The sequence below is a fragment of the Leisingera sp. CC-HEC093 genome, assembly GCF_059429195.1.
This window is the reverse complement of sequence record NZ_JCAIJR010000001.1, coordinates 1,599,134-1,625,015: the sequence shown is the minus strand read 5'-3', so window position 1 is coordinate 1,625,015 and position 25,882 is coordinate 1,599,134. Positions and strand designations below refer to the sequence as shown.

Below are 25,882 nucleotides of genomic sequence, written 5' to 3'. Positions count from 1 at the left end.
AAAACCGCCCGCCCAGCACCAAGCCTAGCCGCCGCCCCGCCCGGAAGCCACGCAAAAGAAAAGGGCCGCCTCTTGCGAAGCGGCCCCCTGATCGGATGGACGAAAGGCTTAGCCCTTCTTCAGCACTTCACGGCCCAAAAGCTCGGCAATCTGCACCGCATTCAGCGCCGCGCCCTTGCGCAGGTTGTCGCTGACGCACCACAGGTTCAGACCGTTCTCGATGGTCGAATCCTGGCGGATACGGCTGATGAAAGTGGCGAAATCGCCAACGCATTCCACCGGGGTCACGTAGCCGCCGGCCTCGCGCTTGTCGATCACCATGATGCCGGGTGCCTCGCGCAGGATGTCGCGGGCCTCGTCCTCGTCCAGAAAGTCCTCGAATTCGATGTTGATGGATTCGGAGTGGCCGACAAACACCGGCACCCGGACGCAGGTCGCAGTGACCTTGATCGACGGATCGACGATCTTCTTGGTCTCGGCGACCATCTTCCACTCTTCCTTGGTCGAACCATCGTCCAGGAACACGTCGATGTGCGGAATAACGTTAAAGGCGATCTGCTTGGGGTAGACCTTGGGCTGCACTTCCTGACCGGGGACGTAAACGCCCTTGGTCTGGTTCCACAGCTCGTCGATCGCGTCCTTGCCGGAGCCGGACACCGACTGATAGGTCGAGACCACAACGCGCTTGATCTTGGCGCGGTCATGCAGCGGCTTCAGCGCCACAACCATCTGCGCAGTGGAGCAGTTCGGGTTGGCGATGATGTTCTTCTTGGCATAGCCGTGCACCGCCTGCGGGTTCACTTCCGGCACGATCAGCGGGATATCCGGGTCGTAACGGTAGAGCGACGAGTTGTCGATCACGGTGCAGCCCGCCGCGGCGGCCTTGGGCGCGTAATCCTTGGTCGCAGCAGACCCCACGGCAAACAGCGCCATGTCCCAGCCGGTGAAATCGAAGGTGTCCAGATCCTGGGTAGTGAGTGTCTTATCGCCAAAGCTGACTTCGGTGCCGAGAGATTTGCGGCTAGCCAGCGCAGCGATCTCATCCACAGGGAACTGGCGCTCGGCCAGGATGTTCAGCATTTCGCGGCCCACGTTGCCAGTGGCGCCAACGACGACGATGCGGTAACCCATTTATCTGTTTCTCCAGTCTTGCCCGGCCCCATGGCCGGCGCCGGTGTGATAAAGGTTCTGGGGAAAAGTTTAAAGGGGCCGATCAGTCCATGCTGTCGCGGCTGAGCAGATAAATTGCGCACCCGAGCCCAAGAAACACCAAAAAGAAGCAGAAAATGCCCGTATAGGGCAAGGATGGGTCCGTTCCGGCCAGATTTGCATGGAGGCGGCCGGTTGCGAATTGCATGATTCCCACCCCGCCGATGCCAAAGAAATTCAGCAGCGTGACCCCGCGCCCGGCCAGATGCGGCGGCACAAAGGCGCGCCCATGCGCCATGATCACCGGAAAAGACGCGCCGAAGAACCCCACTGCGGCCATCAGCGCCACCGGCACCCAGACCGGCGACCCGCCCGCCAGGATCAGCCCGCCCAGGGCGCCGCAGGCCAGCAGGTTGCCGCCCAGGATCACCCATTTGCGGGTGCCCAGCACCCGGTCCAGCGGCCCATAGGCAAAGGTCCCCGCAATCATCGCCGCGCCCATGACCAGCGTTGCCAGCCCCACAGCTTGGGTGCTGAGCCCGTAGAGGTCGCTCAGATACGGCCCGATCCACAGCCCCCTGAGCGCGCCCGACGGCGCATAGGCCACCAGCATCAGCGGAAAGATTGCCCACAGCGCCGGCATCTTCAGCAGGTCAAAGACCGATCCCTTGTGCTCGCCTGCGGGTTTGTCCGGATCCCTCACAGTCAGGAGTATTCCCGCCGCCACGATAGCCGAAACCGCCGCCAGCCCTGCCAGCGTGGCGCGCCAGCCGAACAGATCCACCGCCAGCGCGGTCGGGTAGGAGGCCACAAGATTGCCGGCTGACCCCACCCCCAGCATCAGCGCCGCCAGGGTGGCGAACCGCGCGGGCGGGTACTGGCGCGCAAAGATGTAGTATGACGCCATCAGCACCGGCGAACAGCCGATGCCGATCAGGAACATGGCGGCACCCACATGCCAGGGCACGGTGGCGGCAGCAAACACCGCCGCACCGCCGCCGCCGCCGATCAGCAGCAGAAGCGACGCGCTGCGACGCGGCCCGATGTGGTCCAGCGCCCAGCCCACCGGCAGCTGCATTGCCGCAAAGGACAGAAACCAAAGCCCGGAGGCAAAGGCCAGATCATCCGGCGCCGCGCCGATATCCTGCCCCAGCACCCCCGACAGCACCGCCAGGAAGGCGCGGAAAAACTGGCTCAGCACGTAGGCCAGACACAATAAGATCAACCCTGCCTGCATTTGCCCTCCCCCAAGGTTCCCGCGCTTTTTCGTTGCTGCCGCACAGCTTGCATGTTTGGCGCGGGCGCACAAATTGTTTAGACAGAAACGGCAGGCCGCAGGACCGTGCCAGAGGGAAGATGCATATGACGACGGATACATTCTATGCCAGCCTCCCCAAGGTCCGCGATTTCGGCGATCTCTCCGACCCGTCGGTCTTTGCGCCGCTGCCTGCGGACTGGCATCTCTGCTGCACCGATATCGTGAATTCCACCGGGCTGGTGAAGGCGGGCCGCTACAAGACCGTAAACATGGTCGGCGCCGCGGTGATCGCCGCCATGCGCAACGCGCTCGGGGGCGAGGCGTTTCCCTATATCTTCGGCGGTGACGGCGCCTCCTTTGCGGTGCCGCCCCGCCACCATGAAACTGCAAGACGGGTTCTGGGCAGCCTGCGCAGCTGGACCGAGGCCGAATACGGCATCTCCCTGCGCGCCGCAGTGCTGCCGCTCAGCCGGATCCGGGCCGAGGGGCTGGATGTGCTGGTCGCCCGCTATGCGGTGTCGGACCACGCCGATTTCGCCATGTTCAGCGGCGGCGGCCTGGCCTGGGCGGAGGCGCAGATGAAGGCCGGAACCTTCGCGGTCGCGCCCGCGCCGGGGGCGGAACCGCCCGACCTCGAAGGCCTCTCCTGCCGCTGGAGCAACACGCCCGCCCGCCACGGCATCATCCTGTCGGTGGTGGCCCTGCCCGCGCCCGGCGCCAGCCTGCAGGGATTTGCCCGGCTCGCCGCCGAGGTGCTGGAGCTCGCGGCAGAGCTGGAGGACAGCGGCCACCCTGTCCCCGAATCCGGCCCGCGGCTTCGCTTCCCGCCTGCCGGGCTGACGCTAGAGGCCAAAGCTTCCCGCGGCAGGTCGCCGCTGTTTTTGAGAAAGATTACCCTGTTCTTCCACAGCGTCCTGGCCGCCCTGCTCCTTTCCGCCCGGCGGCCAGTGGGCGGCTTCGATCCGGTGCATTACCTGTCGATGCTGCGGGCGCACTCCGATTTCCGCAAATTCGACGACGGGCTGAAGATGACGCTGGACTGCACCCCGGCCGTCCGCGACCGCATCCGCCAGCATCTGCAGCGGGCGGCTGAGGCCGGGCTGGTGCAATTCGGACTGCACGAACAGGACGCCGCGATGGTCACCTGCATCGTGCCCTCGCCGGTGGAGGACGATCACATCCACTTCGTCGACGGCGCTGCAGGGGGATATACGCAAGCAGCCGCCAATCTGGCGGCTGCGTTTGGTTCCGGCAAGGCACCGGCCTGATACCCAGGCCTTGGGTCAGACCGGGGCGAAGGTGCCCGCCTTCGGGTCATAGCATTCCAGCCCGCCCTCGCCGATATCGGTCCACAGCCCGTGCAGGCTCAGCCCGCCCGCCTTCACAGCCGATTCGATGAACGGGAATGTCATCAGGTTCTCCAGCGAGGCGACCACCGCCTGGCGCTCGAACTGGCGGGCCTGTTCGACTGGATCGTCGATATCCGAAACGCCCTCGAACTTGGGCTTCAGGATGTCCATCCAGCGGCCGACAAAGCTGGTCTTCTCCTCCAGCTGCGGCGCGTTGCCCTTGCACATATCGATGCAGCCCTGCACGCCGCCGCACTGCGAATGACCCAGCACGATCAGATGCGAGACCTTCAGCGCCGTGACCGCATATTCCACCGCCGCAGAGGTGCCGTGGTGGTCGCCATCGGGCGCAAACGGCGGCACCAGGTTGGCAATATTGCGGTGGATGAAGAACTCGCCCTGGTCGGCGCCGAAGATCGAGGTCACATGCACCCGGCTGTCACAGCAGGATATCACCATCGCCCGCGGCCGCTGGCCCTCTGTCGCCAGGCGCCGGTACCAGCCCTGGTTCTCCTCATAGGACGTTGCCTTCCAGCCGTGGTAGCGAGTCACCAGATAACTGGGGAGAGGTTTGGCAAATTCCATTGTCGTATCCTCAGATCGTTGCGCGTTGCCGGCCGTAATAGCCTGCATTGTCCCTAAATTCGAGAGATTTGATCCCTCCGCGGAAACCTTTTGAAAACTAATGGATCCCAAATTGGCAGACGTGCCGTGGGGGCATAAAGAATTGGGTGAATGTGGTGGCCAATATACTAACAGTGATGCACTCCGAGACAGTGCGCTTGGATCCTGACAAACTTTCCGCGCTGTACGACCAGCTCGGCGAAACCGGTGCCGAGGACGTCGTGTGCCGGGCGATTGAGGAAATGGCAGTCCGCCTGACGCACTGCGAGCGTCTGTGGCGGCAGAACGATATGGCGAACCTGCGCAAAAGCGCCCGCTCGCTGATCGCGATTGCCGAACAGATCGGCATGACCGCGCTGGCAGCCATTGCCAAAGATGCGACCAAGGCGATCGATGCAGACGACGCGCCGGCCGTTGCCGCCATCCTGTTCCGCCTGATGCGGGTGGGCGAACGCTCGCTGACTGCGGTGTGGGACCAGCAGGACATGACGATCTGACCTTTCCGCAGCCCGCAGGGCTTGCAGGCCGCGCTGCGGCGGCTACTCTGGCGCATCAGACCGATTGCAACCGGAGTTATTCGATGCCGCCAGTTTTTGCCGCCCCCGGCGCGGACGCCTGTCCTGTGCATGTCATCGCAAGCGATGCTTTCGACAGCTGGCTCCAGGGCCAGCCGCAGCGCGTTCAGGCCTGGACAAAGGCGCAGGGCTTCACCGGCGCCTGCGGACAGGCCCTGGCGGTGCCGGACGATGATGGCGGGATCGGGATGGCCCTGGCAGGCTACGGCAGCACCGCCCAGCGCGCGCGCCGCCGCTTTGTGCTGGCCGAAGCGGCGCAGAAACTGCCCGCAGGCACCTACCGCATCGCCTCCGGCCTGCCGGCAGAGGACGCCGCCAGCGAGTCGCTTGGCTGGCTGCTCACCGCCTACCGCTTCGACCGCTACAAGGAGGCCAAGGGCGCGGCGGCTGCGCTGCAGGCACCCGAGGGCGTGGATGCCGCCGCCGTGCAATCGCTGGCCGCCGCCGAATGCCTCACCCGCGACCTGATCAACACGCCCGCCTCTGACATGGGCCCGGCAGAACTGCAGGCCGCCGCCGAATCCCTGGCACAGGAGTTCGGCGCCGAAACCTCCGTCATTCAGGGCGAGGATCTGCTGGAGCAGAATTTCCCGCTGATCCACACCGTCGGCCGCGCCTCCGACCGCGCGCCGCGGCTGATCGATTTGCGCTGGGGCAGCGCCGGACCCAAGCTGACCCTGGTGGGCAAGGGCGTCTGTTTCGACACCGGCGGGCTGAACCTCAAGCCCGGCAACAGCATGGCGCTGATGAAAAAGGACATGGGCGGCGCGGCCAACGTGCTGGGTCTTGCCCGCATGATCATGGCTGCCGGACTGAACCTGCAGCTGCGGGTGCTGATCCCGGCAGTGGAAAATGCCGTCTCCGGCTCCGCCTTCCGCCCCGGCGATGTGCTGATGTCGCGCAAGGGCCTGACGGTGGAGAACAACAACACCGACGCAGAGGGGCGGCTGGTGCTGGCCGACGCGCTGGCGCTGGCGGCAGAGGACACGCCGGACCTGCTGGTCTCCATGGCCACTCTCACCGGCGCGGCGCGCGTCGCTGTCGGCCCGGATCTGTCCCCCTTTTATACCGGTCACGATGATGACGCCGCAGCCCTGTCCGCCAGCGCGGCCCGCACTGCCGATCCGGTCTGGCAGATGCCCTTTCACGATCCTTACGAGGCGATGATCGAACCCGGCATTGCCGATCTGGACAACGCGCCGTCCGGCGGCTTTGCCGGCTCGATCACCGCTGCCCTGTTCCTGCGCCGCTTTGCCGGCGATGCCCGCTACATGCATTTCGACATCTACGGCTGGACCCCCAGCGCAGCACCCGGCCGGCCCAAGGGCGGCGCCCTGCAGGGCGCGCGCGCGCTGTTTGCCGCCCTGCCGGACTTGCTGGAGCTCTGAGCGCCATGACCGACCGCCGCCGCACTGCAATAAATGACCGGATCGCCGCCGCGCAGCTGAAGGATGCGCCCGACGGGCTGGAACGGGCCGAAGGCACCGCCGCCCGCATCGGGGTGCCGGTTGCGGACCTGTTGCGCGCGCCGGACGGCGCCCGTGACCGCCAGCTGGTCTATGGCGAGCCGGTCACTGTTTTCGAGGACCGCAGCGGCTGGTCCTTCCTGCAAGCGGCCAAGGATTCCTACGTGGGCTATGTGCCCAGCTCCGCCCTGACGACCCCGTTTGAGGCCACCCACCGGGTCAGCGCCCCGGCCACCCACGCCTATTCGGCGGATGATTTCAAATCACCCGAGACCCATGCCCTCAGCCACGGCAGCCGGGTGCACGTCCTGGGCGGCACCGGACGTTTTCTGGAAACCTCCCTCGGCTTCATCCCCGCCCGCCACCTGTCGCCGCTGGGTGCCCATGCCGGTGACCCGGTGACGGTGGCCGAACTGTTCCTCGGCACGCCGTACTTGTGGGGCGGCAACAGCCGCTTCGGCATCGATTGCTCCGGCCTGGTGCAGGCCGCACTCCTGGCCTGCGGCACCGCCTGCCCCGGCGACAGCGATATGCAAGAAGCGGAACTGGGCGACCCTGCCCCCGCCGCAGACTACCAGCGCGGCGACCTGCTGTTCTGGAAGGGCCATGTCGCCATGGTGCGGGACGCAGAGACACTGATCCACGCCAACGCCCATGACATGGCAGTGGCCATAGAACCCATCGGCGCGGCAATCGAACGGATCGAAACCCAGGGCGACGGCCCGGTCACCGCGCACAAACGGCTGGCGTAACCCGCATCCGCCGCCACCGGCGGTAAAAATCTTACGAAGATTTTTGGCCGGAAAATTCGAATTTTCCGGTCCCCGCTCCGCCGCAACCTTGCGGTTACTCGACGGAACGGATCAGCTTGCGCTCCAGCACCCTCAGCACGGTCTTCAGATCCGCACCGCGCTTCAGGATATGCCCGTCCATGCCAACCACCGAATACTGCCCCTGCCGCTGCCGCAGCTTGGGGCGCTTTTCGATCCGGTAGAGCGGATGCTCTGCCGTGCGCCGGAAGACGGAGAAAATTGCCAGATCGCGCAAGGAAGTAATCCCGTAATCGCGCCACTCCCCCGCCGCGACCATGCGGCCGTACAGCGTCATAATGACCGACAGTTCCCGGCGGTCAAAGGCGACTTGCTGAGGTATGGGAGATCCGGGAAAAGGCTGCACCTGATCAAAGCTCATAGATTAAAGGTTGCGTCATTCCCCCGGCAAATCAAGGTTTTTAACGGTCGAATTTTCGTGTGGTGCAGGATACGCACAGATGCAAATGCCCTGTTTTGCCCGGCTTTTGCGCCGCTCAAGCCGCCGCCAGCTCGCTGCATCGCACCCCCAGAATCTGCTCCAGCGCCACCCGCCCGGGGGCCGTCAGCATCAGCCCGCGCTTGTGCCGGTGCCGCTTGACCCAGCCGCTGTCCAGCGCATGTTCCAAGATCTGCCGCCCCATAGGGCCTGCCACATGCAGCTTGCGCTCGGTCCAGTCCAGACAGGGCCGGGCAAAGGGCTGGCGGCCCGTCTTTTCCGGCAGCAGCACCCCCAGTTTCAGCCACTCCCCGGCAGGTTCCGCGCGAAAGGCGCCCTGTTCCTCCACCAGCATGCCGCGGTCCAGAAACGCGCGGGTCATCGCCACCGCCAGCGGCCCGGCCAGATGGTCGTAACAGCTGCGCAGCTGCGCCAGCCCGCCCGCCTTGCGCTGCTGGGCGCGGTGCAGGCTGTCCGCGGGCGCAATTGCCGCCAGCTGCTCCAGCGCATGGGCCACCTCTGCGCCGGCCAGCCGGTGATAGACACAGCGCCCGCGCTTTTCCGCAACCACCAGCCCGGCGTCCTGCAGCAACCGCAGATGGGCAGAGGCGGTCTGCGGCGTCACCCCCGCAGCTGCCGCCAGTTCCTTGTTGGTATAGGCACGCCCCTCCATCAGCTCGCACAGCATCTGCGTGCGGCTGGCATCGCTGATGGCTTGGCCCAGAATGTCGAAACGCGGTGTGATCATGCCCCTACCCTACGCGGTTCCTGCGGCCCGGCCCAAGCAAAACCCTTCGCCGCGCGCCGAACTGTCCTGTCAAGGCGCTCACGCAAACGACCCATGGCAGAACCAGCCGCGCGACAGCGCGCCGCCGTGGGCAAAGAACAGCCGCAGCCGCGTGCCACACTGGGTCACCACCACCCAGTAATCACGCACGCCGCTGCGCCACGCCGGGTCTTCCAGCCACCATTCCGGGGCAATCCGCTCCGGCCCCTCCGCCGCTGCCACCCAGGGACTGAACTTGCCCGCCCAGCGCCTGAGTGCGGCCAGAAACGCCGCCTCTGCAGCGCGGTTGCGCGGCCGCACCACCAGGCCTGCGCACATCGCATGGGCATCGCGCAAGGGCTGGCCCGCCTGCAGCCCTTCGGCCGAGGCCGCCATGTTTAACGCAGAAATAACCTGGGTGTTGGACACTTCCTCCACGACGGACAGCAGACGGGCAATACCGCCGCGCTTTGCCCTCAAAATGCGTTCGGCGCCAAGGCGTGGAAACCACAGCGGCAGGATGCAGCGATGGGGCATGAGCCATTCGGGCAGCAGCGGCCGGCAGACAGCAGACGGCAGGTTACAGGAGTTTCAGAGCGGATGATTTTATTTTGTTCCGACCATTCGATTCGGTCTATTCGGACCGGAGCCGCGCCATGACCCTGCGCCCGCTCAAACCCCTTTTCTGTCTCGCCCTCCTCGCCGTCATTGCCGTTCTTGCCACCGGTCCCTCTGCCCCGGTTAACGCCGATGACGGTCTCAGCAAGCACGTGACCCGCCGGATGGCCCTGATGGCCTCGCAAAAATCCGCCATGGATGTGCTGACCGCCATGATGGCCGGGCGCAGCATGTTCGACAAAGACAAGGCGCGCAGCGCCCGGCGCCAGCTGATCAAATCCACCGGCAGCATCCGCAAGCATTTCCGCAAACACAGGATGGACCCGCGCAGCCACGCCCGGCCCCAGGTCTGGACGGCGTGGAATGACTTCAAGGCCCGCGCAGACACCGCAGAGACCGCGGCCCGCAACCTCAGCACCCGCTCGCTGCCCGCCCTGCGCCGCACCCTGCCGGGGCTGATGCAAAGCTGCCTAAGTTGCCACGAGACCTACCGCGGAACTCCCAACGTCTTCATCACGCACTAACCCGGAAACTCGGGCTCAGGCGCCGAACCGCGCCATAAAGGTCTCGATGGCACCGCTGATCACGCGCTCGCGCTCAGCCTCAGAAAACTCTGCGTCTATCTTGAACAGGAACCGCAGAAAGATATCAGCCTTGCACAGCTCGATGAACTGCGCCGCAGCCAGATCGGCGTCCCCGATCTTCAGCTCACCCCGTGCCGCTGCGGCCTGCATATAATCGCGGATCCCGCTGTGCAGCACCATCGGCCCGCTCTCGTAAAACATCGGCCCCAGCTCCGGGAACCGGTCGGCCTCGGCCACGAAGATACGGAACAGCTGCAGACTGAAGCCGTTCAGCAGCACCCCGTGCACCCGTTCTGCCGCCAGCCGCAGCACGTCCCGCGGGCCATGGCAGCCTTCCGCCAGATCCAGCGACTCATCCGCCTGCTGCACACAGACCGAGCGCACCACTTCCATGAACAGCACCCGTTTGTCGGGGAAATAGCTGTACAGCGTCGCCTTGGAGACCCCCGCCGCCTTGGCGATCTTGTCGACGCTCGCGCCCTCGAACCCGTCCGCCAGGAACACCTCGCGCGCGCCCTCCAGGACCTGATCGAATTTCCGGCCGGTGCGCAGGACGCTGGCTTGCTGATTCATGCGGGCTCCGTTGGCTGCGTAAGGTTCTGGGACAAGTGTAGCCTGTGCCGCCGCTTTGCAACAGCACAAGGCGCACCGCCTTGCGCTCCCTCGCGGAACCTCTATATTTAGAATCATTCTAAGTTAAGGGGCGGCAGATGCGTTTTTTCACCCAGCGCAAACGGTTTACGGATTTGACCGGGCAGGAAATTCTCGCCCTGGCAATCGCCTCCGAGGAGGACGACGCGCGCATCTACCGCGGCTACGCCGAGCGGCTGCGCGGTGAATACCCTGCCTCTGCGGCGATGTTCGACGGCATGGCGGCGGAAGAGGACGAACACCGCACCCAGCTGATTGCCCTGCACGAGGCGCGGTTCGGCCCGGCGATCCCGCTGATCCGGCGCGAGCATGTGGCAGGCTATTACGCCCGCCGCCCGGTCTGGCTGATGGAGAATCTGAGCCTTGACCGCATCCGGGGTGAAGCCCGCGCGATGGAGCGCGAGGCCGAGCGTTTCTACACGGCCGCTGCCGCCCGCACCCAGGACGCCGCCACCCGCAAACTGCTGGGCGATCTGGCCGCCGCTGAGGCCGGGCATCAGGCCCGCGCCGGCGCGCTGCAGGAGGCGCATCTGGACGACGATACCCTTGCGGATGAGGACCGCGCCGCCCACCGCCAGTTCGTGCTGACCTGGGTGCAGCCGGGGCTGGCCGGGCTGATGGACGGCTCCGTCTCCACCCTGGCGCCGATCTTTGCCACCGCCTTTGCCACCCAGGACACCTGGACCACCTTCCTGGTCGGCATGGCGGCCTCGGTCGGCGCGGGCATCTCGATGGGCTTTACAGAAGCCGCTTCGGATGATGGCGAACTTTCAGGCCGTGGCTCCCCCGTCAAACGCGGGCTGGCCTCCGGCATCATGACCACCGTCGGCGGCCTGGGCCACGCCCTGCCCTATCTGATCCCGGAATTCTGGACTGCCACAACGCTGGCGCTGCTGATTGTGTTTGTGGAGCTTTGGGCCATCGCCTGGATCCAGAACCGCTTTATGGAAACCCCCTTCTGGCGCGCCACAATGCAGGTGGTGCTGGGCGGCGCCCTGGTGCTGGGCGCCGGCGCGCTGATCGGCAGCGGTTAGGAGCAAGGGAAGCCCTCCCGCCCGCTCCTGAGCAGCCAAAGGCTGCCCCTCCCTGGTTGGGCCCGGCAGCGCTGACGCGCTGCGATGCGTACCCGCTGCACAGGGCTTTCCTGGGTCAAGGGCGGCAGCGCCGCCGCGCCTTGGCGCGGTTCACCCTTGACCCAGGAAAGCCCGGACACACAATTTACCAGGCGCTCTCAGGGCACACCCGCCCTTAGAGCGCGTCTCAGCAAAATCCCCTGCCCCGTGCACCGCACGGGGCCACGCCCAACTGTGGAGGGCAGTCCCCAGACTGCCCATGAGCAGACGGGAGCACGCCCCTTGCCTGCCCAAAAAACAACCTTTGCCAATTGGTCAGCTCTTGTTACCAATCCACCCATGGCTGAGATCTTCTTCCGCACCCTGCCGTTCTTTGCAATTATCGGCCTTGGCTACTGGGCCGGGCGCAGCCGGTTTTTCACTGAGGAAGCCACCGCCTATCTCACCCGCTTCGTCTTCTACTTCCCGCTGTCGGCGATGATCTTCGGCTTTGCCGCCAACCTATCCTTTGCCGAGGTCTTCGACCCAACCCTGATCCTTGGCTATCTGGCAGGCACCCTGGCAGTCTACCTGCTGGTGACAGCCGTCGCCATGGCCCGCGGCCTGGACGTGCCCACCGCGGCGGTTGAGGCGCAATGCGCGGCGATTGGCAATGTGGGTTTCCTGGGCCTGCCGATGATGGCAATCCTGTTCGGGCCTGCCTCAGTGGCCCCGATGATGGTGGTGCTCAGCGTCGATCTGGTGGTGTTTTCTTCGCTGATCGTCATCCTGATCAACGCTGGCCGCGGCCGGGGCCAAGGATCAGGGCTTGGTCCCGCGACCTTCAGGCTGGTGGGGCTGGGCCTGCTGAAAAACCCGATGATCCTGTCTATTGTCGCGGGCCTTGCTTGGTCGGCCTCCGCCCTGCCGATCCCGCCCCCCGCAAACGACTTCCTCACGATCCTCGGCGGCGCCGCCACCCCCGGCGCGCTCTTTGCCATCGGCGCCTCGCTGGCCTCTAAATCCGCAGAACGGGTACATATCTCCGGCTGGCTCAGCTTTGCCAAGCTGGTGCTGCACCCGGCCTGCGTCGCCGTCGCGGTGCTGTGGCTGATCCCGGCGGCACCATTCTCCGCCGCCGTTGCCATTGCCGCCGCATCGCTGCCGGTGGCGGGCAATGTCTACATGCTGGCGCAGCATTATGGCGTGGCCCCGCACCGGGCCTCCGCCGCCATCTTCATCTCCACCGTGGTGTCAATCGTCACCGTGCCGGCGGTGATCGCCTGGGTCTCCTGATCTCCCGCGTCAGAGCCGGATCACATAGTCCTTGCGAGTGGTCTCGATCACCTCCCAGGTGCCGCTGAATCCGGGCCGCAGGATGAAGCTGTCGCCTGCCGCCAGCGGATACTCGGTGCCGTCATCGCTGGTGATCACCGACCGCCCCTCCGAAATCCGGCAGTATTCCCACTCGTCGTAAGCGATCCGCCACTTGCCCGGTGTCGACTGCCAGATGCCGCAGTACAAACCGTCAAGCTCCTCTGCGTTCCAGGTGGTAAACACCGGATCGCCCGCGATCACCTTCTCCGGCAACGGGCGTTCCACCTCCGCCTCCGCGGCCTCCGGTGTCAGTCTCAGAAAATCGCTCATGGCCCTGTGCCTCCCTCTTGCCTTGGCGGCGGACTGTCCCGGTTTTCGCCGCCGCTGTCCAGCACACTCCTGCGCAAATGCAGCATCCGCCATGCCGCCAAAGCCCCCGATGTTTGCGAATTCGCAATCCTTGTGCCGCAAAAACCGGCATTGCTGCCGCCCATCCGCTGGACCCTGAGGCCATCAGCAGGTAGCGGTAGGGCTAACAGATTTTGAGGAGCCTCACCCATGGAAACCGTTTCCGAGAACCGCGCCTTTGGCGGCACCCAGGGCGTCTACAAACACGCCAGCACCGCCACAGGCGGCGACATGACCTTTGGCCTGTTCCTGCCGGAAGAGGCCAAGGACGGCCCGGTTCCGGTTCTGTGGTACCTGTCGGGGCTGACCTGCACCCATGAAAACGCGATGACCAAGGCCGGCGCCCAGGCCTGGTGTGCCGAACAGGGCATCGCCATCGTCTTCCCTGACACCTCCCCCCGCGGCGAAGGCGTGGCGGATGACGACGCCTACGACCTTGGCCAGGGCGCGGGCTTCTACGTCAACGCCACCCAGGACCCCTGGGCACCGCATTTCCGCATGTGGGACTACGTGGCCGAGGAACTGCCCGCACTCTTGGGCGAAAACTTCGCCATCGACCTGGACCGCCAGGCGATCACCGGCCATTCGATGGGCGGTCACGGCGCGCTGACACTGGCGATGAACCTGCCGGGCCGCTACAAGTCGGTCTCAGCCTTTGCGCCGATCTCCAACCCGACCGCGTCGGACTGGGGCCGCAAACAGCTGAGCGCCTATCTGGGAGAGGACGAAGCAGCATGGGCCAAGCATGACGCCACCCTGCTGATGCGCGAGAAAGGGTTCGACGGCCCGGTCCTGATCGACACCGGCACCTCCGACCAGTTCATCGACCTCCTGAAGCCCGAGGCGCTGGCCCACGCGGTGGCCGAGCGCCGCCAGCAGGCCACCCTGCGGATGCAGCCGGGCTATGACCACAGCTATTTCTTCGTGTCGACCTTCATGGAGGAGCACGTCTCCTTCCACGCCGACGCGCTGTACCAGAACTAAGACCAACAAAGGACGCGGCCATGAGTGAAGACTTTGATTATGACCTGATCATCATCGGCTCCGGCCCCTCGGGCCGCTCCGCCGCCATCCAGGCGGGCAAGCTGCACCGCCGGGTGCTGGTGATCGACCGCAAGGACCGGCTGGGGGGCGTGTCGGTGCACACCGGCACCATCCCCTCCAAGACCCTGCGCGAAACCGTGCTGAACCTCTCCGGCTGGCGTGAACGCTCGTTCTACGGCCGCTCCTACCGGGTGAAGGATCAGATTGAGGCGAACGACCTGAAGGCGCGTCTGCACATGACCCTGGATTACGAGGTCGACGTGCTGGAGCACCAGTTCAACCGCAACCATGTGGACACCCTCTTGGGCCTGGCGAAATTCATTGGCCCGAATGAGGTCGAGGTCGCCACCGAGGCGGGTGAGACCACCCGGCTCACGGCAGAGAAGTTCCTGATCTCCACCGGCACCCGCACCTACCGCCCGGACTATGTCCCGTTCAACGGCAGGACCGTTGTTGATGGCGACGAGTTCCTGGAGATGGCCGAAATCCCGCGCTCGCTGGTGGTGATCGGCGCCGGCGTGATCGGGGTGGAATATGCCACCATGTTCTCCGCGCTGGACGTCCGCGTCACCCTGATCGAGCCGCGCGAGACCTTCCTTGATTTCATCGACAAGACCCTGATTCAGGAATTCACCCACCAGATCCGCGAAAACGGCGTTGACCTGCGGCTTGGTTCTGCTGTCGAAAGCATCGAAGACCGCGGCGAGCATGTCGAGGTGATCCTCGACAACGGCCGCCATGTGCGCGCCGAAATGCTGCTGTTCGCGGCCGGCCGCATGGGGGCCACCTCTGCCCTGAACCTTGAGGCCACCGGCCTCCAGACCGACCACCGCGGCCGCCTCAGCGTGGACCGCAAGACCTATCAGACCGCGGTGCCGCATATCTATGCCGCGGGCGATGTGATCGGCCACCCGTCGCTGGCGTCCACCTCGCTGCAGCAGGGCCGCGTCGCCGCCTGCCACGCGCTGGAAACCCCGACCCTGCCGGAAAGCCCCTGGTACCCCTATGGCATCTACTCAGTGCCGGAAATGTCCACCTGCGGCATGTCCGAGGAAGAGTTGAAAGAGCGCGGCATTCCTTATGAGGTCGGCGTTGCCCGCTTCCGCGAAACCTCCCGCGGCCACATCATGGGGCTGGAGCACGGCATGCTCAAGATGCTGTTCTCACTGAAAACCCGCCGGGTGCTGGGTGTGCAGATCGTCGGTGAAGGCGCGACTGAGCTCATTCACATCGCCCAGGCGGTTCTGAACCTCAAGGGCACGGTGGACTATTTCGTGCAGAACACCTTCAACTACCCGACCCTGGCTGAGGCCTATAAGATCGCCGGTCTCGACGCTTTCAACCGGATGCCAATCCCGGAGGAGTTCAAGGTGAAGAAACCCGCCCGCAAGGCCAAGGCCGCACCCAAACCCGAAGCCAAGCCGGAGGAAGCCGCCCCGGCAGCGGACAAGAAGGCGGCAGAGTGACCGCGCTCTACATCGACGCCGACGCCTGCCCGGTGAAGCAGGAGGCCGAGCGGGTCGCCACCCGCCATGGCCTGCGCATGTTCGTGGTCTCCAACGGCGGGCTGCGTCCCTCGCAAAACCCGCTGGTGGAGAACGTGATCGTGGCCGAAGGCGCCGATGTGGCCGACATGTGGATCGCGGACCGCTGCGGCCCCGGCGATGTGGTGGTGACGGGCGACATCCCGCTGGCCGCCAAATGCATTGAGGCCGGCGCCCGCGTCCTGCGCCACAACGGCGAGCGGTTCACTGAGGCCAACATTGGTCAGCAGCTTGCGATGCGCGACCTGATGGCCGACCTGCGCGCCGCCAACCCGCTGGGCGCAGGCGGCAGCGGCAAGGGCTTCACCAAGGCCGACCGCTCCCGCTTCCTGGACGCGCTGGAGCGCGAGCTGCGCGCCGCCAAGGCCGGCCGCTAACCCCTCGCCCCTTTCAGCGGCGCCAGATCCCCCAAAAAGCAGGGCGCCGGGTAATGCCGTTCTCCTTGGCGAACCGGACCAAACAGGCCTGCGCCCCGGTCAAGGCTCCGCGCCAGCGGACCGTGCGCAGCACGGCGTGGCCTTGACGCGGGAGCAGGCCGTCAAACACTGGGACAGGCGCGTACAGGGCAGGGCTCCGCCCGTTCGGGCCTGAAACATTCGCCCGGAGTGTTTCCTGGACGGCCCTCACCCCCTGAACCGCTTCTCAGCAAGAAATCCGCCCCTTCCCCAGCCCCGAACCCCCATGTTCTGCGACCTAAAATTCCGCCCCGGAATTTTGCCCGGAAAAATTGCATTTTTCCGCCCGGACCCATTGCCCGCTTGGCTCAGATCCGCCACTGATCAAGGGCAGGGAGCAGGAGGGCAACGGCATGACCGCAGAGGTAAAGATCAGCGTCCCCGGCCTGTTCGCAGCCGCCGGCGCCGGCATCGCCTTCTCCGTCATCGACATGATCTTCAAGTTTCTGTCGGGCGACTATCCGCTTTATGAAATGGTGCTGTTCCGTTCTGTGATCGCGGTGGCAGTGATGCTTGCGATCATCGTGCCGCTGGAGGGCGGCTACCACCTCTTGCGCACCCACCAACCGAAACTGCACCTCATGCGCTGCCTGGTGGTGTTCTTTGCCAACATCTGCTTTTTCACCGGCCTCACCCTGCTGCCGCTGGCCGAAGCGGTGGCGATTGCCTTTGCCACGCCGCTGATCGTCACCACCCTGTCGGCGCTGTTCCTGGGCGAACGCCCCGGCCCCTGGCGCTGGGGCGCGGTGGTGGCCGGGTTCCTCGGTGTGCTGATCATCATGCGCCCCGGTGCCGGCACCTTCCAGCCTGCCGCCATCCTGCCCTTTCTTGGTGCCTGCGGCTATGCCACCCTGCATGTGCTGACCCGCCGCGCAGGCGGGACAGAGGCCGGTGCCACACTCGCCTTCTACCCGATGATGGGTTTCCTGATCCTCAGCGCGCTGGCCGGGCTGATTTTCGGCGACGGGCGTTTTGCCACCGGCAACAGCCCGGCCTTCGACTTCATTCTGCGCGCCTGGATATGGCCCGCGCCAGAGGACTGGCCCTATCTGATCGGTGTCGGCATCGCAGGCTCCGCGGGCGGCTATCTGGTCAGCCAGGCCTACTGCATGAACGAGGCTGCCCTGGCAGCACCGTTCGAATACATCGCGATGCCGATGTCGGTGCTGTGGGGTGTCCTGATCTTCAACGAATGGCCCGACCTGCCGGTCTGGCTCGGAAGCGGGCTGATCATTGCCTCCGGCCTGGTCTCCGTCTGGCGCGAGACCCGCCGCAACCGCCCCGTCCCGCGGCCCCGCCCGCGCGCAGAAGGATGACAGCGATGCCCGTTGATGCCGTCGTTTTCGACATTGGCCGCGTGCTGATCGAGTGGGAGCCGGAACGCTTCTATGACAGCCGCATCGGCGCGGCCCGCCGCCGCCAGCTGTTCGAACAGGTGGCGCTGCTCGGGATGAACCTGAACGTCGACCGCGGCCACCCCTTCCGCGAGAGCGTCTATGCCCTGGCAGATCAGCATCCAGAGTGGTCTGAGGAAATCCGCTGGTGGCACGATTGCTGGCTGCAGATGGTTCCGCAGGCCATCCCCCATTCCGTCCGCCTGATGCAGGCGCTGCAGGCCAAACACATCCCGGTCTTCGCCCTCAGCAACTTCGGCGCGGAAACCTTCGGCCTGGCCTGCGGCACCTACCCGTTCCTGCGCAGCTTCGACCGCACATTTGTCTCCGCGCATCTGAAAACCATCAAGCCGGAACCGGAGATCTATGCCATTCTCGAACGCGAGACCGGGGTGGTGCCGGACCGGTTGCTGTTCACCGACGACCGCCCCGAAAACACCGAAGCCGCCGATGCGCGCGGCTGGCAGACCCACCTTTTCACCGCCCCCGCGCCCTTTGCGGCGCGGCTGGTGCAGGCCGGGCTGCTGACAGAACAAGAGGCCGCCTAAGGCAGCCCGCACGAGGAGGAAAACAAGCCATGACCATCCCGTTCATCAGTTTCGAAGAGGGCGAGGCGCTGCTTGACTGGGTCAGCTTCACGGATGCGCTGGCCGCCAGCCACGAGCTGCCCAAGGCAGAGATCGGCGACACCTTCCTCTACCGTGATCCCGATACCGTGCTCAGCCGCTCCGCCTGGATCGACGGGCTGGGCATCGCCGTCAAAACCGCCAATATCTTCCCGCGCAACCCCGGCGCGGACAAGCCGATGATCAACGGCTCCGTCTGCCTCTACGCTGACACGGACGGCACCCTCGAGGCTCTCGTGGATTTCCACCTGGTCACCAAGTGGAAGACCGCGGGCGACAGCCTGCTCGGCGCGCTGCGGCTGGCCGACCCGGATGCGCAAGAGGTGCTGATCGTCGGCGCCGGCACCGTCGGCGGCTCTTTGATTGAGGCTTTCGGCGCCGGCTTCCCGCAGGCGCAGATCCGGGTCTGGAACCGCACCACGTCCAAGGCAGAAGACCTCTGCGCCCAGTACCCCGGCACGCTGCACGCGCCGGAACTGGAACCGGCGGTGCGTGCTGCTGACATCATCGTCACCTGCACCATGTCCTCAGATCCGGTGATCAAGGGCGAATGGCTGCGCCCCGGCCAGCACCTCAACATGATCGGTGCCTACCGCCCCGACATGCGCGAGGCCGATGACGAGGCCCTGAAGAAGACGCAAATCTACTGCGACAGCTTCGACACCACCCTGGACCACATCGGCGAATTCAAGATCCCGCTCGCCGCAGGCACCATCCAGCGCAGTGATGTGCTGGCCGATTATTACAGCCTTGGTGAGTTCCCGGCCTATGACCCCGCGCAGATCACCCTGTTCAAAAACGGCGGCGGCGCCCATCTGGACCTGATGACCAGCCACCACATCCTGCAGAAGTGGAAAGCGCAAGCATGATCTGGCTGCTGGCCCTTGCTGTTCTGCTGCTCGCCGCCGCGCCTTTCCTGCGCGAGCGTCTGCGCAAGCCGATGGACACCCAGGCCCGGCAAACCGCCCCCGGCGCGCTGGCGCAGCTGCCCGGCGGCTGCACGCACTACCGCTGGTCCGGTCCCCTGCGCGGCCCCGTCGCGGTCTGCGTCCACGGCCTCACCACGCCCTCCTTCGTCTGGAACGGCATCGCCAAGGGGCTGGGTGCCATGGGCTATAGGGTGCTGACCTACGACCTCTACGGGCGCGGCTACTCGGACCGCCCCTCCGGTCCGCAGGACCGTGCCTTCTTCCTCACCCAGCTGGAGGAGCTTCTGGAGGATCAGCAGATCGGAGGTGATTTCACCCTGATCGGCTATTCCATGGGCGGCGCCATCGCCACCGCCTTTGCCGCCGCGCACCCGCAGCGCCTGCGGGAGCTGATCCTGCTGGCCCCCGCAGGTTTCGGCCGCAGCAGCGGCCGCATCACGCAGATCATCCGCCATGTACCGGTCTTCGGGGACTGGCTGATGCACGCAATCTATCCCGCCCTGCACATCCGCAGCACCGAGACTGAGCGCAATCTGCCCACCTCCGTTCCCGGCATCGTGGACCTGCAACAGCAGGAGCTTCGCTTTCAGGGCTTCATCCCCGCCGTGCTCGCCTCTCTGCGCGGCATCCTGAACGAGGATTTCACCGGGGAACTGCGCGGCCTCCACAAAAAGGGCGTGCCGGCCCTGGCCATCTGGGGCCAGGACGACGCGGTGATTCCGCCCACATCACCAGGGCGCCTGGCCGAACGCGCCCGCTCCGTCCGGCAGGAGGAGATCGCAGGCGCCGGCCACGGTCTGCCCTATACCCACACTGATGAGGTGCTGGAGATCATCGCCCAAAACCACCGCCGCGGCCTGATCTGAGTTGCGCAGCCAAGCGCCGGAATTACGCCGCCGCCGGTGCCGCCGCGGCCGGTCCCAGCGGGCGCTCCTTCACCGGCAGATGCACAATCGCGCTGAACGCCCCGACACCAACGCCGATCCACCAGACCAGGGTGTAATCGCCATAGGCGTCATACATCCGCCCGCCCAGCCACACGCCCAGGAAGCTGCCCAGCTGGTGGCTGAAGAACACGATGCCATAGAGCGTCCCCATGTAGCGCAGCCCGTAGATATGCGCGACCAGGCCAGAGGTCAGCGGCACCGTCGCCAGCCACAGGGAGCCCATGGCAACCGAAAATATGATGACGCTCAAGGGCGTGATCGGGAACAGGATAAACGCCGCCGCCGCAATCGTGCGCCCGGTATAGATCGCCGCCAGCAGGTATTTCTTGGAATAACGCTTGCCCAGGTAACCGGCCAGCAGCGTGCCGCCCACATTGGCCGCCCCGATCAATGAGATCGCCGCCGCGCCCAGCGCCGAGGTGGTGGTGATACCGATCGAATGCAGCGCCCCGCCCGGCAGGATCGGTCCGCACATCTCGGTGACAAAGGCCGGGAAATGCGCGGTGACAAAGGCCAGCTGATAACCGCAGCTGAAAAAGCCCAGGAAGATCAGCGTGTAGGACGGATCCTTGAAGGCCTTCACCAGGATCGCGCCCATGCTCTCTTCCAGCTCCATCTTGCTGGCCGCCTCCGGTGCGCGCATCAGGGGCAGCAGCGCAATCAGCGCCAGCACCACGCCCGCAAACAGCAGGAAAATCGTCTGCCAGGGCAGGAAGCCCAGCATCCACTCCGCCGTGGGCGCGCCAAAGATCTGCCCAGCGGACCCGGCAGCAGTGACAATCGCCAGCGACATTGACCGGTTCTCGTCGGAACTGGCGCGTCCAACCACGGCCAGCACCACGCCGAACCCGGTGCCCGCAATGCCAAAGCCCACCAGCCATTCATAGGACTGCATTTCAAACGGCGTCGTCGACCAGGCACTCAGCACCAGCCCGGCGGCATAGACAATCGCCCCCATGATGATCGCCTTGCGGTCGCCGATCTTCTCGGCAATGGCGCCGAAAATCGGCTGCCCGATGCCCCAGGCCAGGTTCTGGATGGCAATCGCCAGCGAGAACTCCGAGCGCAACCAGCCGAACTCCTCCGCAATCGGAATCTGAAAGACGCCAAAGGACGCGCGCACCGCAAAGCTCACCATGATGATGATGCAGCCGACGATCAGAACGGGGGTAAACAGCGGCGCGGAACGGTCCATCGGCTCTCTCCTGACAAGCTGCGGAACTGTCAGGGAAATTTGACAAGCGGTCAAATCAGGAATTTTGCGCACATCATTAAGAAATTTTGATGTGAGGAGGCGTCAGGAGTTTACGGCTCATTGTCGCAATCCGCAGCGCTGCATTCCTAATTGCCCCGCTTCCCATCCCCCGCGCCCCGCGCTATCCCTGTTCTATGACCCATTTGAGCACGCTGTACCGGCAGAAGATTGACGCAGGCGAATTGAAGCCCGATCCGGCCCAGGAGGCCGTGCTTCCCCATTTCGACCGCATCGCCCAAGGTTTGATGGCGCCGCCGGTGAAACGCGGTTTTTTCCGCAAGGCGGAATATGAACCGGTCCAGGGGCTCTACCTCTGGGGCGGGGTCGGGCGCGGCAAGTCGATGCTGATGGATCTGTTTGTCGACAGCCTCGGCGATATCCCCTCGCGGCGGGTGCATTTCCACGCCTTCATGCAGGAAATCCACGCCAAGATGCACCAGGCCCGCCAGAGCGGCATCGAGGACGCGCTGGCGCCAGTGGCGGCAGAGGTGGCGGAGTCGGTGCGGCTCTTGGCCTTTGACGAGATGCAGATCACCGATATCACCGACGCGATGATCGTCGGCCGCCTGTTCGAGGCGCTGTTTGCCGCCGGCGTCACCGTGATCACCACCTCCAACCGGGTGCCGGACGATCTGTACAAGAACGGGCTGAACCGCCAGCTGTTCCTGCCCTTCATCGATCTGATCAAGGATCATATGGCGGTGCATGAGATGGTCAGCGCCACCGATTACCGGCAGGACCGGCTGACCGGCGCGCAGGTCTATTTCGCCCCCATCGATGCCGAGGCCCGCGCGCAGATCCGGGCGATCTGGCAGGATCTCTCGGGCGGCGGCAACGCCCAGCCGCTGACGCTGGAGGTGAAGGGCCGCGAAGTTACCCTGCCCGCCTTCCGCAACGGGGTGGCGCGGGCCACTTTCTATGACCTGTGCGGCAAGATGCTGGGACCGGGCGACTACCTCGCCATCGCCGCAGAGGTGAAGGTGCTGATCCTGGAAGACATCCCGCGCCTATCGCGCAACAACTTCAACGAGGCCAAGCGGTTTGTGACCCTGATCGACGCTTTGTATGAGGCCAAGGTGCGGCTGATCTGTTCGGCGGCTGCACAGCCCGAAATGCTCTATGTCGAGGGCGAGGGGACTTTTGAATTCGAGCGCACTGCCTCCCGCCTGCGCGAGATGCAGGCCAAGGACTGGGGCACGGCGGCGCCATGATCGTCCGCGATACGCCCCGGCGGCGGGATATCTTCCTGATCCTGAGCGGATCGGTGGTGCCGCGCATCCTGCCCAACATCATCGGCGCTGCGCTCTGGGCGCTCCTGGTGCTGGTTCTGGACCGATATATCGTCGCAATGCCGCAGATTTCCATCGCCGCGATGGGGGTCTTCGGCCTGTCGCTGTCGCTGTTCCTCAGCTTCCGCAACAACGCCGCCTATGACCGCTGGTGGGAGGCGCGGCGGATCTGGGGGCGCATGGTCTCCGACGTGCGCAGCCTGGCGCAGGAACTGCGGATTTTTGCAGGCAAGGGCCCGGACGAGGAGTACATCCTGACCCGCATCCTGGCCTTCCACCACCTTCACCGCGCCCAGCTGCGCGGCGATGAGGTCGCGGAGACGGTCCGCCACTGGGTCGGGCCCGAGGCGGCAGAGCAGCTGATGCAGACGGAAAACAGCCCCAACGCCGCCCTGCGCGATATCGCCGCCCGCCTGCGCGAAATGGCAGAGGACGGCCGCATCGACGGCTTCGGCCAGCGCGCCCTGGCCGAACGTCTCGCCGCCTTCCCCGCCGCCCAGGCCGGGAACGAGCGGCTGCTGACCACGCCGCTGCCCTTCGTCTACTCACTGCTGGTCTGGCGCACCACGTATCTCTATTGCCTGCTCTTGCCCTTTGCCCTGTTGGACAGTGCGGGCTGGTTCGAACCGCTGGTGGCGGCGGTGGTGGCTTATGTGTTCTTCGGTCTGGCTGAGGTCACGCACGAGTTGGAGCACCCGTTCCGCAAGCAAGCCAATTCGGTGCCGCTCAGCGCCATGTGCCGGGTGATGGAAATCTCGGTCTGTAATGCCTTGGGCCGCGAGGTGCCGCCCAAGCTGGAGCCGGTGGATTACGTACTGGACTAGGGGCGGAGGGAAGAAGGGGGCGCTGCCCCCTCGGCCTCACGGCCTCACCCCCGGAGTACTTCCGGAAAGATGAAGAACAGCCGAGCCGCGCCAGCGGCGCCGTGCCCAACGGGATGAGACCGGCAGGTCGAAGCCGGGCGGGAGAGCCTCCCCCGCCGCAGCCGTAAGCCTCAGCCGTTTTCGCGCAGGATATGGCCCGCCAGGTAGAGCGAGCCGCAGATCAGCACCCGTGCCTGCGGATCTTTGGCGGTTATTGCCTGCAGCGCTGCCAAGGTGCTGTCTGCCGTGCCAGCCTCGATGCCCACGGACCTGGCCGCAGCCTCGGTGTCTTCCGCGCTCAGCGTGTTGATCTCATCGGGGATCGAGATGGCCGTCAGGCTCGTCACCTGCGGCGCCAGCGGGCGCATATAGCCGCTCACGTCCTTGGTGTTCAGCATGCCGCAGATCAGATGCGTCGGGCGCGCCGGAAGTTTCGCCAGCACATCCGCCAGCGCCACGCCGGCCGCAGCGTTGTGGCCGCCGTCCAGCCACAGCTCTGCCTCAGGTGCCGCCTCGGTCAGCGGGCCGGTCTTCAGTTTCTGCATCCGCGCGGGCCATTCGGCGTTCGCCATCGCGGCCTCGCAGGCGGCCTCATCAGCGCCCAGGTGGCGCAGCGCTGCCAGCGCCGCACCGGCGTTCTGGATCTGATGCGCGCCCAGCAATGCGGGCAGCGGCAGGTCCAAAAGGCCGAACTCATCCTGGAACACCAGCCGGCCGCGTTCCTCGTAGACATGCCAGTGCTGGCCATAGGCGATCAGCGGCGCGCAAAGACGGGCGGCGGTGGCCTCGATCACCTCCATCGCCTCCTCCGGCTGCGGACCAACCACAACCGGCACGCCGCGTTTGATGATACCGGCCTTCTCGGTGGCGATTTTGGTCAGCGTGTCGCCCAGGAACTGCTCATGGTCGATCGAGATCGGGGTGATCACGCTAATTGCGGGTTTATCAATCACGTTTGTGGCGTCCAGGCGTCCGCCCAAACCAACCTCCAGCAGCGTGTAATCCGCGGGCGTCCGGGAAAACGCCAAGAGGCCGGCCACCGTGGTGATCTCGAAATAGGTGATGTTCCCGCCGCCGTTCTTGGCATAGCACTCGTCCAGCACCTCACTCAGATGCGCCTCGGAGATCAGCTCACCCGCCAGCCGGATCCGCTCATGAAAGCGCGCCAGATGCGGCGAGGTGTAGGCGTGAACGCTCTTGCCCATCCCCTCAAGGCCCGCCCGGATCATCGCCTGGGTCGAGCCCTTGCCGTTGGTGCCGGCCAGGTGGATCACCGGCGGCAGCTTTTCCTGCGGATTGTCCAGCGCCGCCAGCAGCCGCCAGACCCGGTCCAGCGTCAGGTCGATGATCTTGGGGTGCAGCGCCATCATGCGGGCGAGGATCGCGTCGGAGGTCTGGGTCATCAGCCTGGTCCTGTCAGGTCGGAAAGTCGTGTGTGGCAAAGAACAGCGCCCGCCCTGGGAGGGACGGGCGCTGACCGGCCTTCTCGGCCAGGCGTATCTGTGTATACCGGTTTACTCGGCAGCTTCTTCGCTGACTGCGCCATCCGCCGGCGCGTTTGCGGCTTTGGCAACCTCTTCCTCCGCCGGCGCGGGCAGATCGCCCGCCACCTGCGGCGGCAGACCCATCAGCATGCGGATGATGGTGATCAGCTCTTCGCGCATCTCGGTGCGCGGGGTCACCCGGTCCAGCATGCCGTGGTCCAAGAGGTACTCGGCGCGCTGGAAGCCCTCGGGCAGCTTCTCGCGGATGGTCTGCTCAATTACCCGCGGGCCGGCAAAGCAAATGAGCGCGTTCGGCTCGGCGATATGCACATCGCCCAGCATCGCATATGACGCAGTCACCCCGCCGGTGGTCGGATGGGTCAGCACCACGATATAGGGCAGCCCCGCCTCTTTCAGCATCTCCACCGCAACGGTGGTGCGCGGCATTTGCATCAGCGACAGGATGCCTTCCTGCATCCGCGCGCCGCCGGCGGCAGAGAACAGCACCAGCGGGCGGCCCAGCTTCACGGCTTCCTCGGCGGCGGCAATGATGGCGTTGCCAACATACATGCCCATCGAGCCGCCCATATAGGAGAAGTCCTGCGCGGCAGCGATAATCGGGGTGCGGCCGATCTCGCCCGCGGCCACCAGCATCGCGTCTTTCTCGCCGGTCTTCTTCTGCGCTGCCTTGATCCGCTCGGGATATTTCTTCTGATCCTTGAACTTCAAGGGGTCGGTCAGCGGCTCCGGCACCGCAACCTCGGTGAAGACACCGCCGTCAAACAGCGCGGTAAACCGGTCGCGCGGGGTGATGTTCATGTGATGGCCGCAGCTGGTGCAGACGTTCTGATTGTCGCTCAGCTCGCGGTGAAACAGCATGGTGCCGCATTCATCGCATTTCTGCCAAAGGTTCTCAGGCACTTCACGGCGCGAAAAGATCGAGTTGATCTTGGGCCGGACGTAGTTGGTGATCCAGTTCATATTGCT

Annotated in this window: 27 protein-coding genes; 16 read left to right on the top strand and 11 right to left on the bottom strand. The window is 65.3% G+C overall.

Annotated elements, in window-relative coordinates; all coding sequences use genetic code 11:
* Positions 1 to 108: 108 nt before the first annotated feature.
* Positions 109 to 1,131 carry an aspartate-semialdehyde dehydrogenase gene (locus tag AC5STB_RS07870; protein ID WP_495442397.1) on the bottom strand — a complete coding sequence of 341 codons (1,023 nt, stop codon included), beginning with the start codon at positions 1,129 to 1,131 and terminating at the stop codon, positions 109 to 111.
* Between the two features lie 82 nt (positions 1,132 to 1,213).
* Entirely contained in the window at positions 1,214 to 2,386 is a 1,173-nt protein-coding gene (locus AC5STB_RS07865) for an MFS transporter (RefSeq protein ID WP_495442396.1), read from the bottom strand.
* Positions 2,387 to 2,511: 125 nt separating this feature from the next.
* Here AC5STB_RS07865 and AC5STB_RS07860 point away from each other — a divergent pair, with 125 nt between their 5' ends.
* Positions 2,512 to 3,675: a DUF3095 domain-containing protein gene (locus AC5STB_RS07860; protein WP_495442395.1), complete on the top strand. Its 1,164-nt coding sequence runs from the start codon at positions 2,512 to 2,514 to the stop codon at positions 3,673 to 3,675.
* Positions 3,676 to 3,690: 15 nt separating this feature from the next.
* Here the strand turns inward: AC5STB_RS07860 and AC5STB_RS07855 are convergent, their stop codons facing one another.
* Entirely contained in the window at positions 3,691 to 4,341 is a 651-nt protein-coding gene (locus tag AC5STB_RS07855; protein ID WP_495442394.1) for a carbonic anhydrase, read from the bottom strand.
* Positions 4,342 to 4,517: 176 nt separating this feature from the next.
* On the opposite strand from AC5STB_RS07855, the gene AC5STB_RS07850 reads away from it, so the two are divergent.
* The 3 genes from AC5STB_RS07850 (at position 4,518) to AC5STB_RS07840 (ending at position 7,173) form a co-directional block, all read left to right on the top strand.
* On the top strand, positions 4,518 to 4,877 hold the full coding sequence (locus AC5STB_RS07850) for a hypothetical protein (RefSeq protein ID WP_495444579.1): 360 nt from the start codon (positions 4,518 to 4,520) through the stop codon (positions 4,875 to 4,877).
* A gap of 83 nt (positions 4,878 to 4,960) precedes the next feature.
* Positions 4,961 to 6,343 carry a leucyl aminopeptidase family protein gene (locus AC5STB_RS07845; protein ID WP_495444578.1) on the top strand — a complete coding sequence of 461 codons (1,383 nt, stop codon included), beginning with the start codon at positions 4,961 to 4,963 and terminating at the stop codon, positions 6,341 to 6,343.
* Positions 6,344 to 6,348: 5 nt separating this feature from the next.
* Positions 6,349 to 7,173 carry a C40 family peptidase gene (locus AC5STB_RS07840; RefSeq protein ID WP_495442393.1) on the top strand — a complete coding sequence of 275 codons (825 nt, stop codon included), beginning with the start codon at positions 6,349 to 6,351 and terminating at the stop codon, positions 7,171 to 7,173.
* Positions 7,174 to 7,267: 94 nt separating this feature from the next.
* On the opposite strand, the gene AC5STB_RS07835 is transcribed toward AC5STB_RS07840, so the two are convergent.
* The 3 genes from AC5STB_RS07835 to AC5STB_RS07825 form a co-directional block, all read right to left on the bottom strand.
* Entirely contained in the window at positions 7,268 to 7,612 is a 345-nt protein-coding gene (locus AC5STB_RS07835) for a DUF2794 domain-containing protein (protein WP_495442392.1), read from the bottom strand.
* Positions 7,613 to 7,727: 115 nt separating this feature from the next.
* Positions 7,728 to 8,417 (bottom strand): ArsR/SmtB family transcription factor, encoded by a 690-nt coding sequence (locus tag AC5STB_RS07830; protein WP_495442391.1) that lies wholly within the window; start codon positions 8,415 to 8,417, stop codon positions 7,728 to 7,730.
* 78 nt (positions 8,418 to 8,495) lie between these two features.
* On the bottom strand, positions 8,496 to 8,972 hold the full coding sequence (locus tag AC5STB_RS07825; RefSeq protein WP_495442390.1) for a Y-family DNA polymerase: 477 nt from the start codon (positions 8,970 to 8,972) through the stop codon (positions 8,496 to 8,498).
* Positions 8,973 to 9,091: 119 nt separating this feature from the next.
* Here AC5STB_RS07825 and AC5STB_RS07820 point away from each other — a divergent pair, with 119 nt between their 5' ends.
* Positions 9,092 to 9,577, top strand: coding sequence for a c-type cytochrome (locus tag AC5STB_RS07820; protein WP_495442389.1), 486 nt, complete (start codon positions 9,092 to 9,094; stop codon positions 9,575 to 9,577).
* A gap of 15 nt (positions 9,578 to 9,592) precedes the next feature.
* Here the strand turns inward: AC5STB_RS07820 and AC5STB_RS07815 are convergent, their stop codons facing one another.
* Positions 9,593 to 10,210, bottom strand: coding sequence for a TetR/AcrR family transcriptional regulator (locus AC5STB_RS07815; RefSeq protein WP_495442388.1), 618 nt, complete (start codon positions 10,208 to 10,210; stop codon positions 9,593 to 9,595).
* Between the two features lie 137 nt (positions 10,211 to 10,347).
* Here AC5STB_RS07815 and mbfA point away from each other — a divergent pair, with 137 nt between their 5' ends.
* Positions 10,348 to 11,322: an iron exporter MbfA gene (mbfA, locus tag AC5STB_RS07810; protein WP_495442387.1), complete on the top strand. Its 975-nt coding sequence runs from the start codon at positions 10,348 to 10,350 to the stop codon at positions 11,320 to 11,322.
* A gap of 378 nt (positions 11,323 to 11,700) precedes the next feature.
* Entirely contained in the window at positions 11,701 to 12,636 is a 936-nt protein-coding gene (locus AC5STB_RS07805) for an AEC family transporter (RefSeq protein ID WP_495442386.1), read from the top strand.
* A 9-nt stretch (positions 12,637 to 12,645) separates the two neighbouring features.
* On the opposite strand, the gene AC5STB_RS07800 is transcribed toward AC5STB_RS07805, so the two are convergent.
* Positions 12,646 to 12,987 (bottom strand): cupin domain-containing protein, encoded by a 342-nt coding sequence (locus tag AC5STB_RS07800; protein ID WP_495442385.1) that lies wholly within the window; start codon positions 12,985 to 12,987, stop codon positions 12,646 to 12,648.
* Between the two features lie 228 nt (positions 12,988 to 13,215).
* Here AC5STB_RS07800 and fghA point away from each other — a divergent pair, with 228 nt between their 5' ends.
* From fghA to AC5STB_RS07765, 7 genes are all read left to right on the top strand, one after another.
* Positions 13,216 to 14,049: an S-formylglutathione hydrolase gene (fghA, locus tag AC5STB_RS07795; protein WP_495442384.1), complete on the top strand. Its 834-nt coding sequence runs from the start codon at positions 13,216 to 13,218 to the stop codon at positions 14,047 to 14,049.
* A 20-nt stretch (positions 14,050 to 14,069) separates the two neighbouring features.
* Positions 14,070 to 15,575 carry a Si-specific NAD(P)(+) transhydrogenase gene (sthA, locus tag AC5STB_RS07790; protein WP_495442383.1) on the top strand — a complete coding sequence of 502 codons (1,506 nt, stop codon included), beginning with the start codon at positions 14,070 to 14,072 and terminating at the stop codon, positions 15,573 to 15,575.
* On the top strand, positions 15,572 to 16,030 hold the full coding sequence (locus tag AC5STB_RS07785) for a YaiI/YqxD family protein (RefSeq protein ID WP_495442382.1): 459 nt from the start codon (positions 15,572 to 15,574) through the stop codon (positions 16,028 to 16,030). Before sthA ends, AC5STB_RS07785 begins: the two co-directional genes overlap by 4 nt.
* Before the next feature lie 431 nt (positions 16,031 to 16,461).
* The gene (locus AC5STB_RS07780) at positions 16,462 to 17,424 is read left to right on the top strand and encodes a DMT family transporter (RefSeq protein ID WP_495442381.1); all 963 of its coding nucleotides are present in this window, start codon (positions 16,462 to 16,464) and stop codon (positions 17,422 to 17,424) included.
* Between the two features lie 5 nt (positions 17,425 to 17,429).
* The gene (locus tag AC5STB_RS07775) at positions 17,430 to 18,050 is read left to right on the top strand and encodes an HAD-IA family hydrolase (protein ID WP_495442380.1); all 621 of its coding nucleotides are present in this window, start codon (positions 17,430 to 17,432) and stop codon (positions 18,048 to 18,050) included.
* Positions 18,051 to 18,079: 29 nt separating this feature from the next.
* Positions 18,080 to 18,997, top strand: coding sequence for an ornithine cyclodeaminase family protein (locus tag AC5STB_RS07770; RefSeq protein WP_495442379.1), 918 nt, complete (start codon positions 18,080 to 18,082; stop codon positions 18,995 to 18,997).
* The gene (locus AC5STB_RS07765; protein ID WP_495442378.1) at positions 18,994 to 19,923 is read left to right on the top strand and encodes an alpha/beta fold hydrolase; all 930 of its coding nucleotides are present in this window, start codon (positions 18,994 to 18,996) and stop codon (positions 19,921 to 19,923) included. The genes AC5STB_RS07770 and AC5STB_RS07765 overlap by 4 nt, the downstream gene beginning before the upstream one ends.
* Positions 19,924 to 19,945: 22 nt before the next feature.
* On the opposite strand, the gene AC5STB_RS07760 is transcribed toward AC5STB_RS07765, so the two are convergent.
* Positions 19,946 to 21,199: an MFS transporter gene (locus tag AC5STB_RS07760; protein WP_495442377.1), complete on the bottom strand. Its 1,254-nt coding sequence runs from the start codon at positions 21,197 to 21,199 to the stop codon at positions 19,946 to 19,948.
* Positions 21,200 to 21,393: 194 nt separating this feature from the next.
* Between AC5STB_RS07760 and zapE the strand changes: the two genes are divergently transcribed.
* Entirely contained in the window at positions 21,394 to 22,470 is a 1,077-nt protein-coding gene (zapE, locus tag AC5STB_RS07755) for a cell division protein ZapE (protein ID WP_495442376.1), read from the top strand.
* Entirely contained in the window at positions 22,467 to 23,372 is a 906-nt protein-coding gene (locus AC5STB_RS07750) for a bestrophin family protein (protein WP_495442375.1), read from the top strand. The genes zapE and AC5STB_RS07750 overlap by 4 nt, the downstream gene beginning before the upstream one ends.
* A 170-nt stretch (positions 23,373 to 23,542) precedes the next feature.
* Here AC5STB_RS07750 and AC5STB_RS07745 read toward each other — a convergent pair whose 3' ends face one another.
* Positions 23,543 to 24,814: a bifunctional folylpolyglutamate synthase/dihydrofolate synthase gene (locus tag AC5STB_RS07745; RefSeq protein ID WP_495442374.1), complete on the bottom strand. Its 1,272-nt coding sequence runs from the start codon at positions 24,812 to 24,814 to the stop codon at positions 23,543 to 23,545.
* A 111-nt stretch (positions 24,815 to 24,925) separates the two neighbouring features.
* Positions 24,926 to 25,876, bottom strand: a complete 951-nt coding sequence (gene accD / locus AC5STB_RS07740) for an acetyl-CoA carboxylase, carboxyltransferase subunit beta (RefSeq protein ID WP_495442373.1) — start codon at positions 25,874 to 25,876, stop codon at positions 24,926 to 24,928.
* Between the last annotated feature and the right edge of the window lie 6 nt (positions 25,877 to 25,882).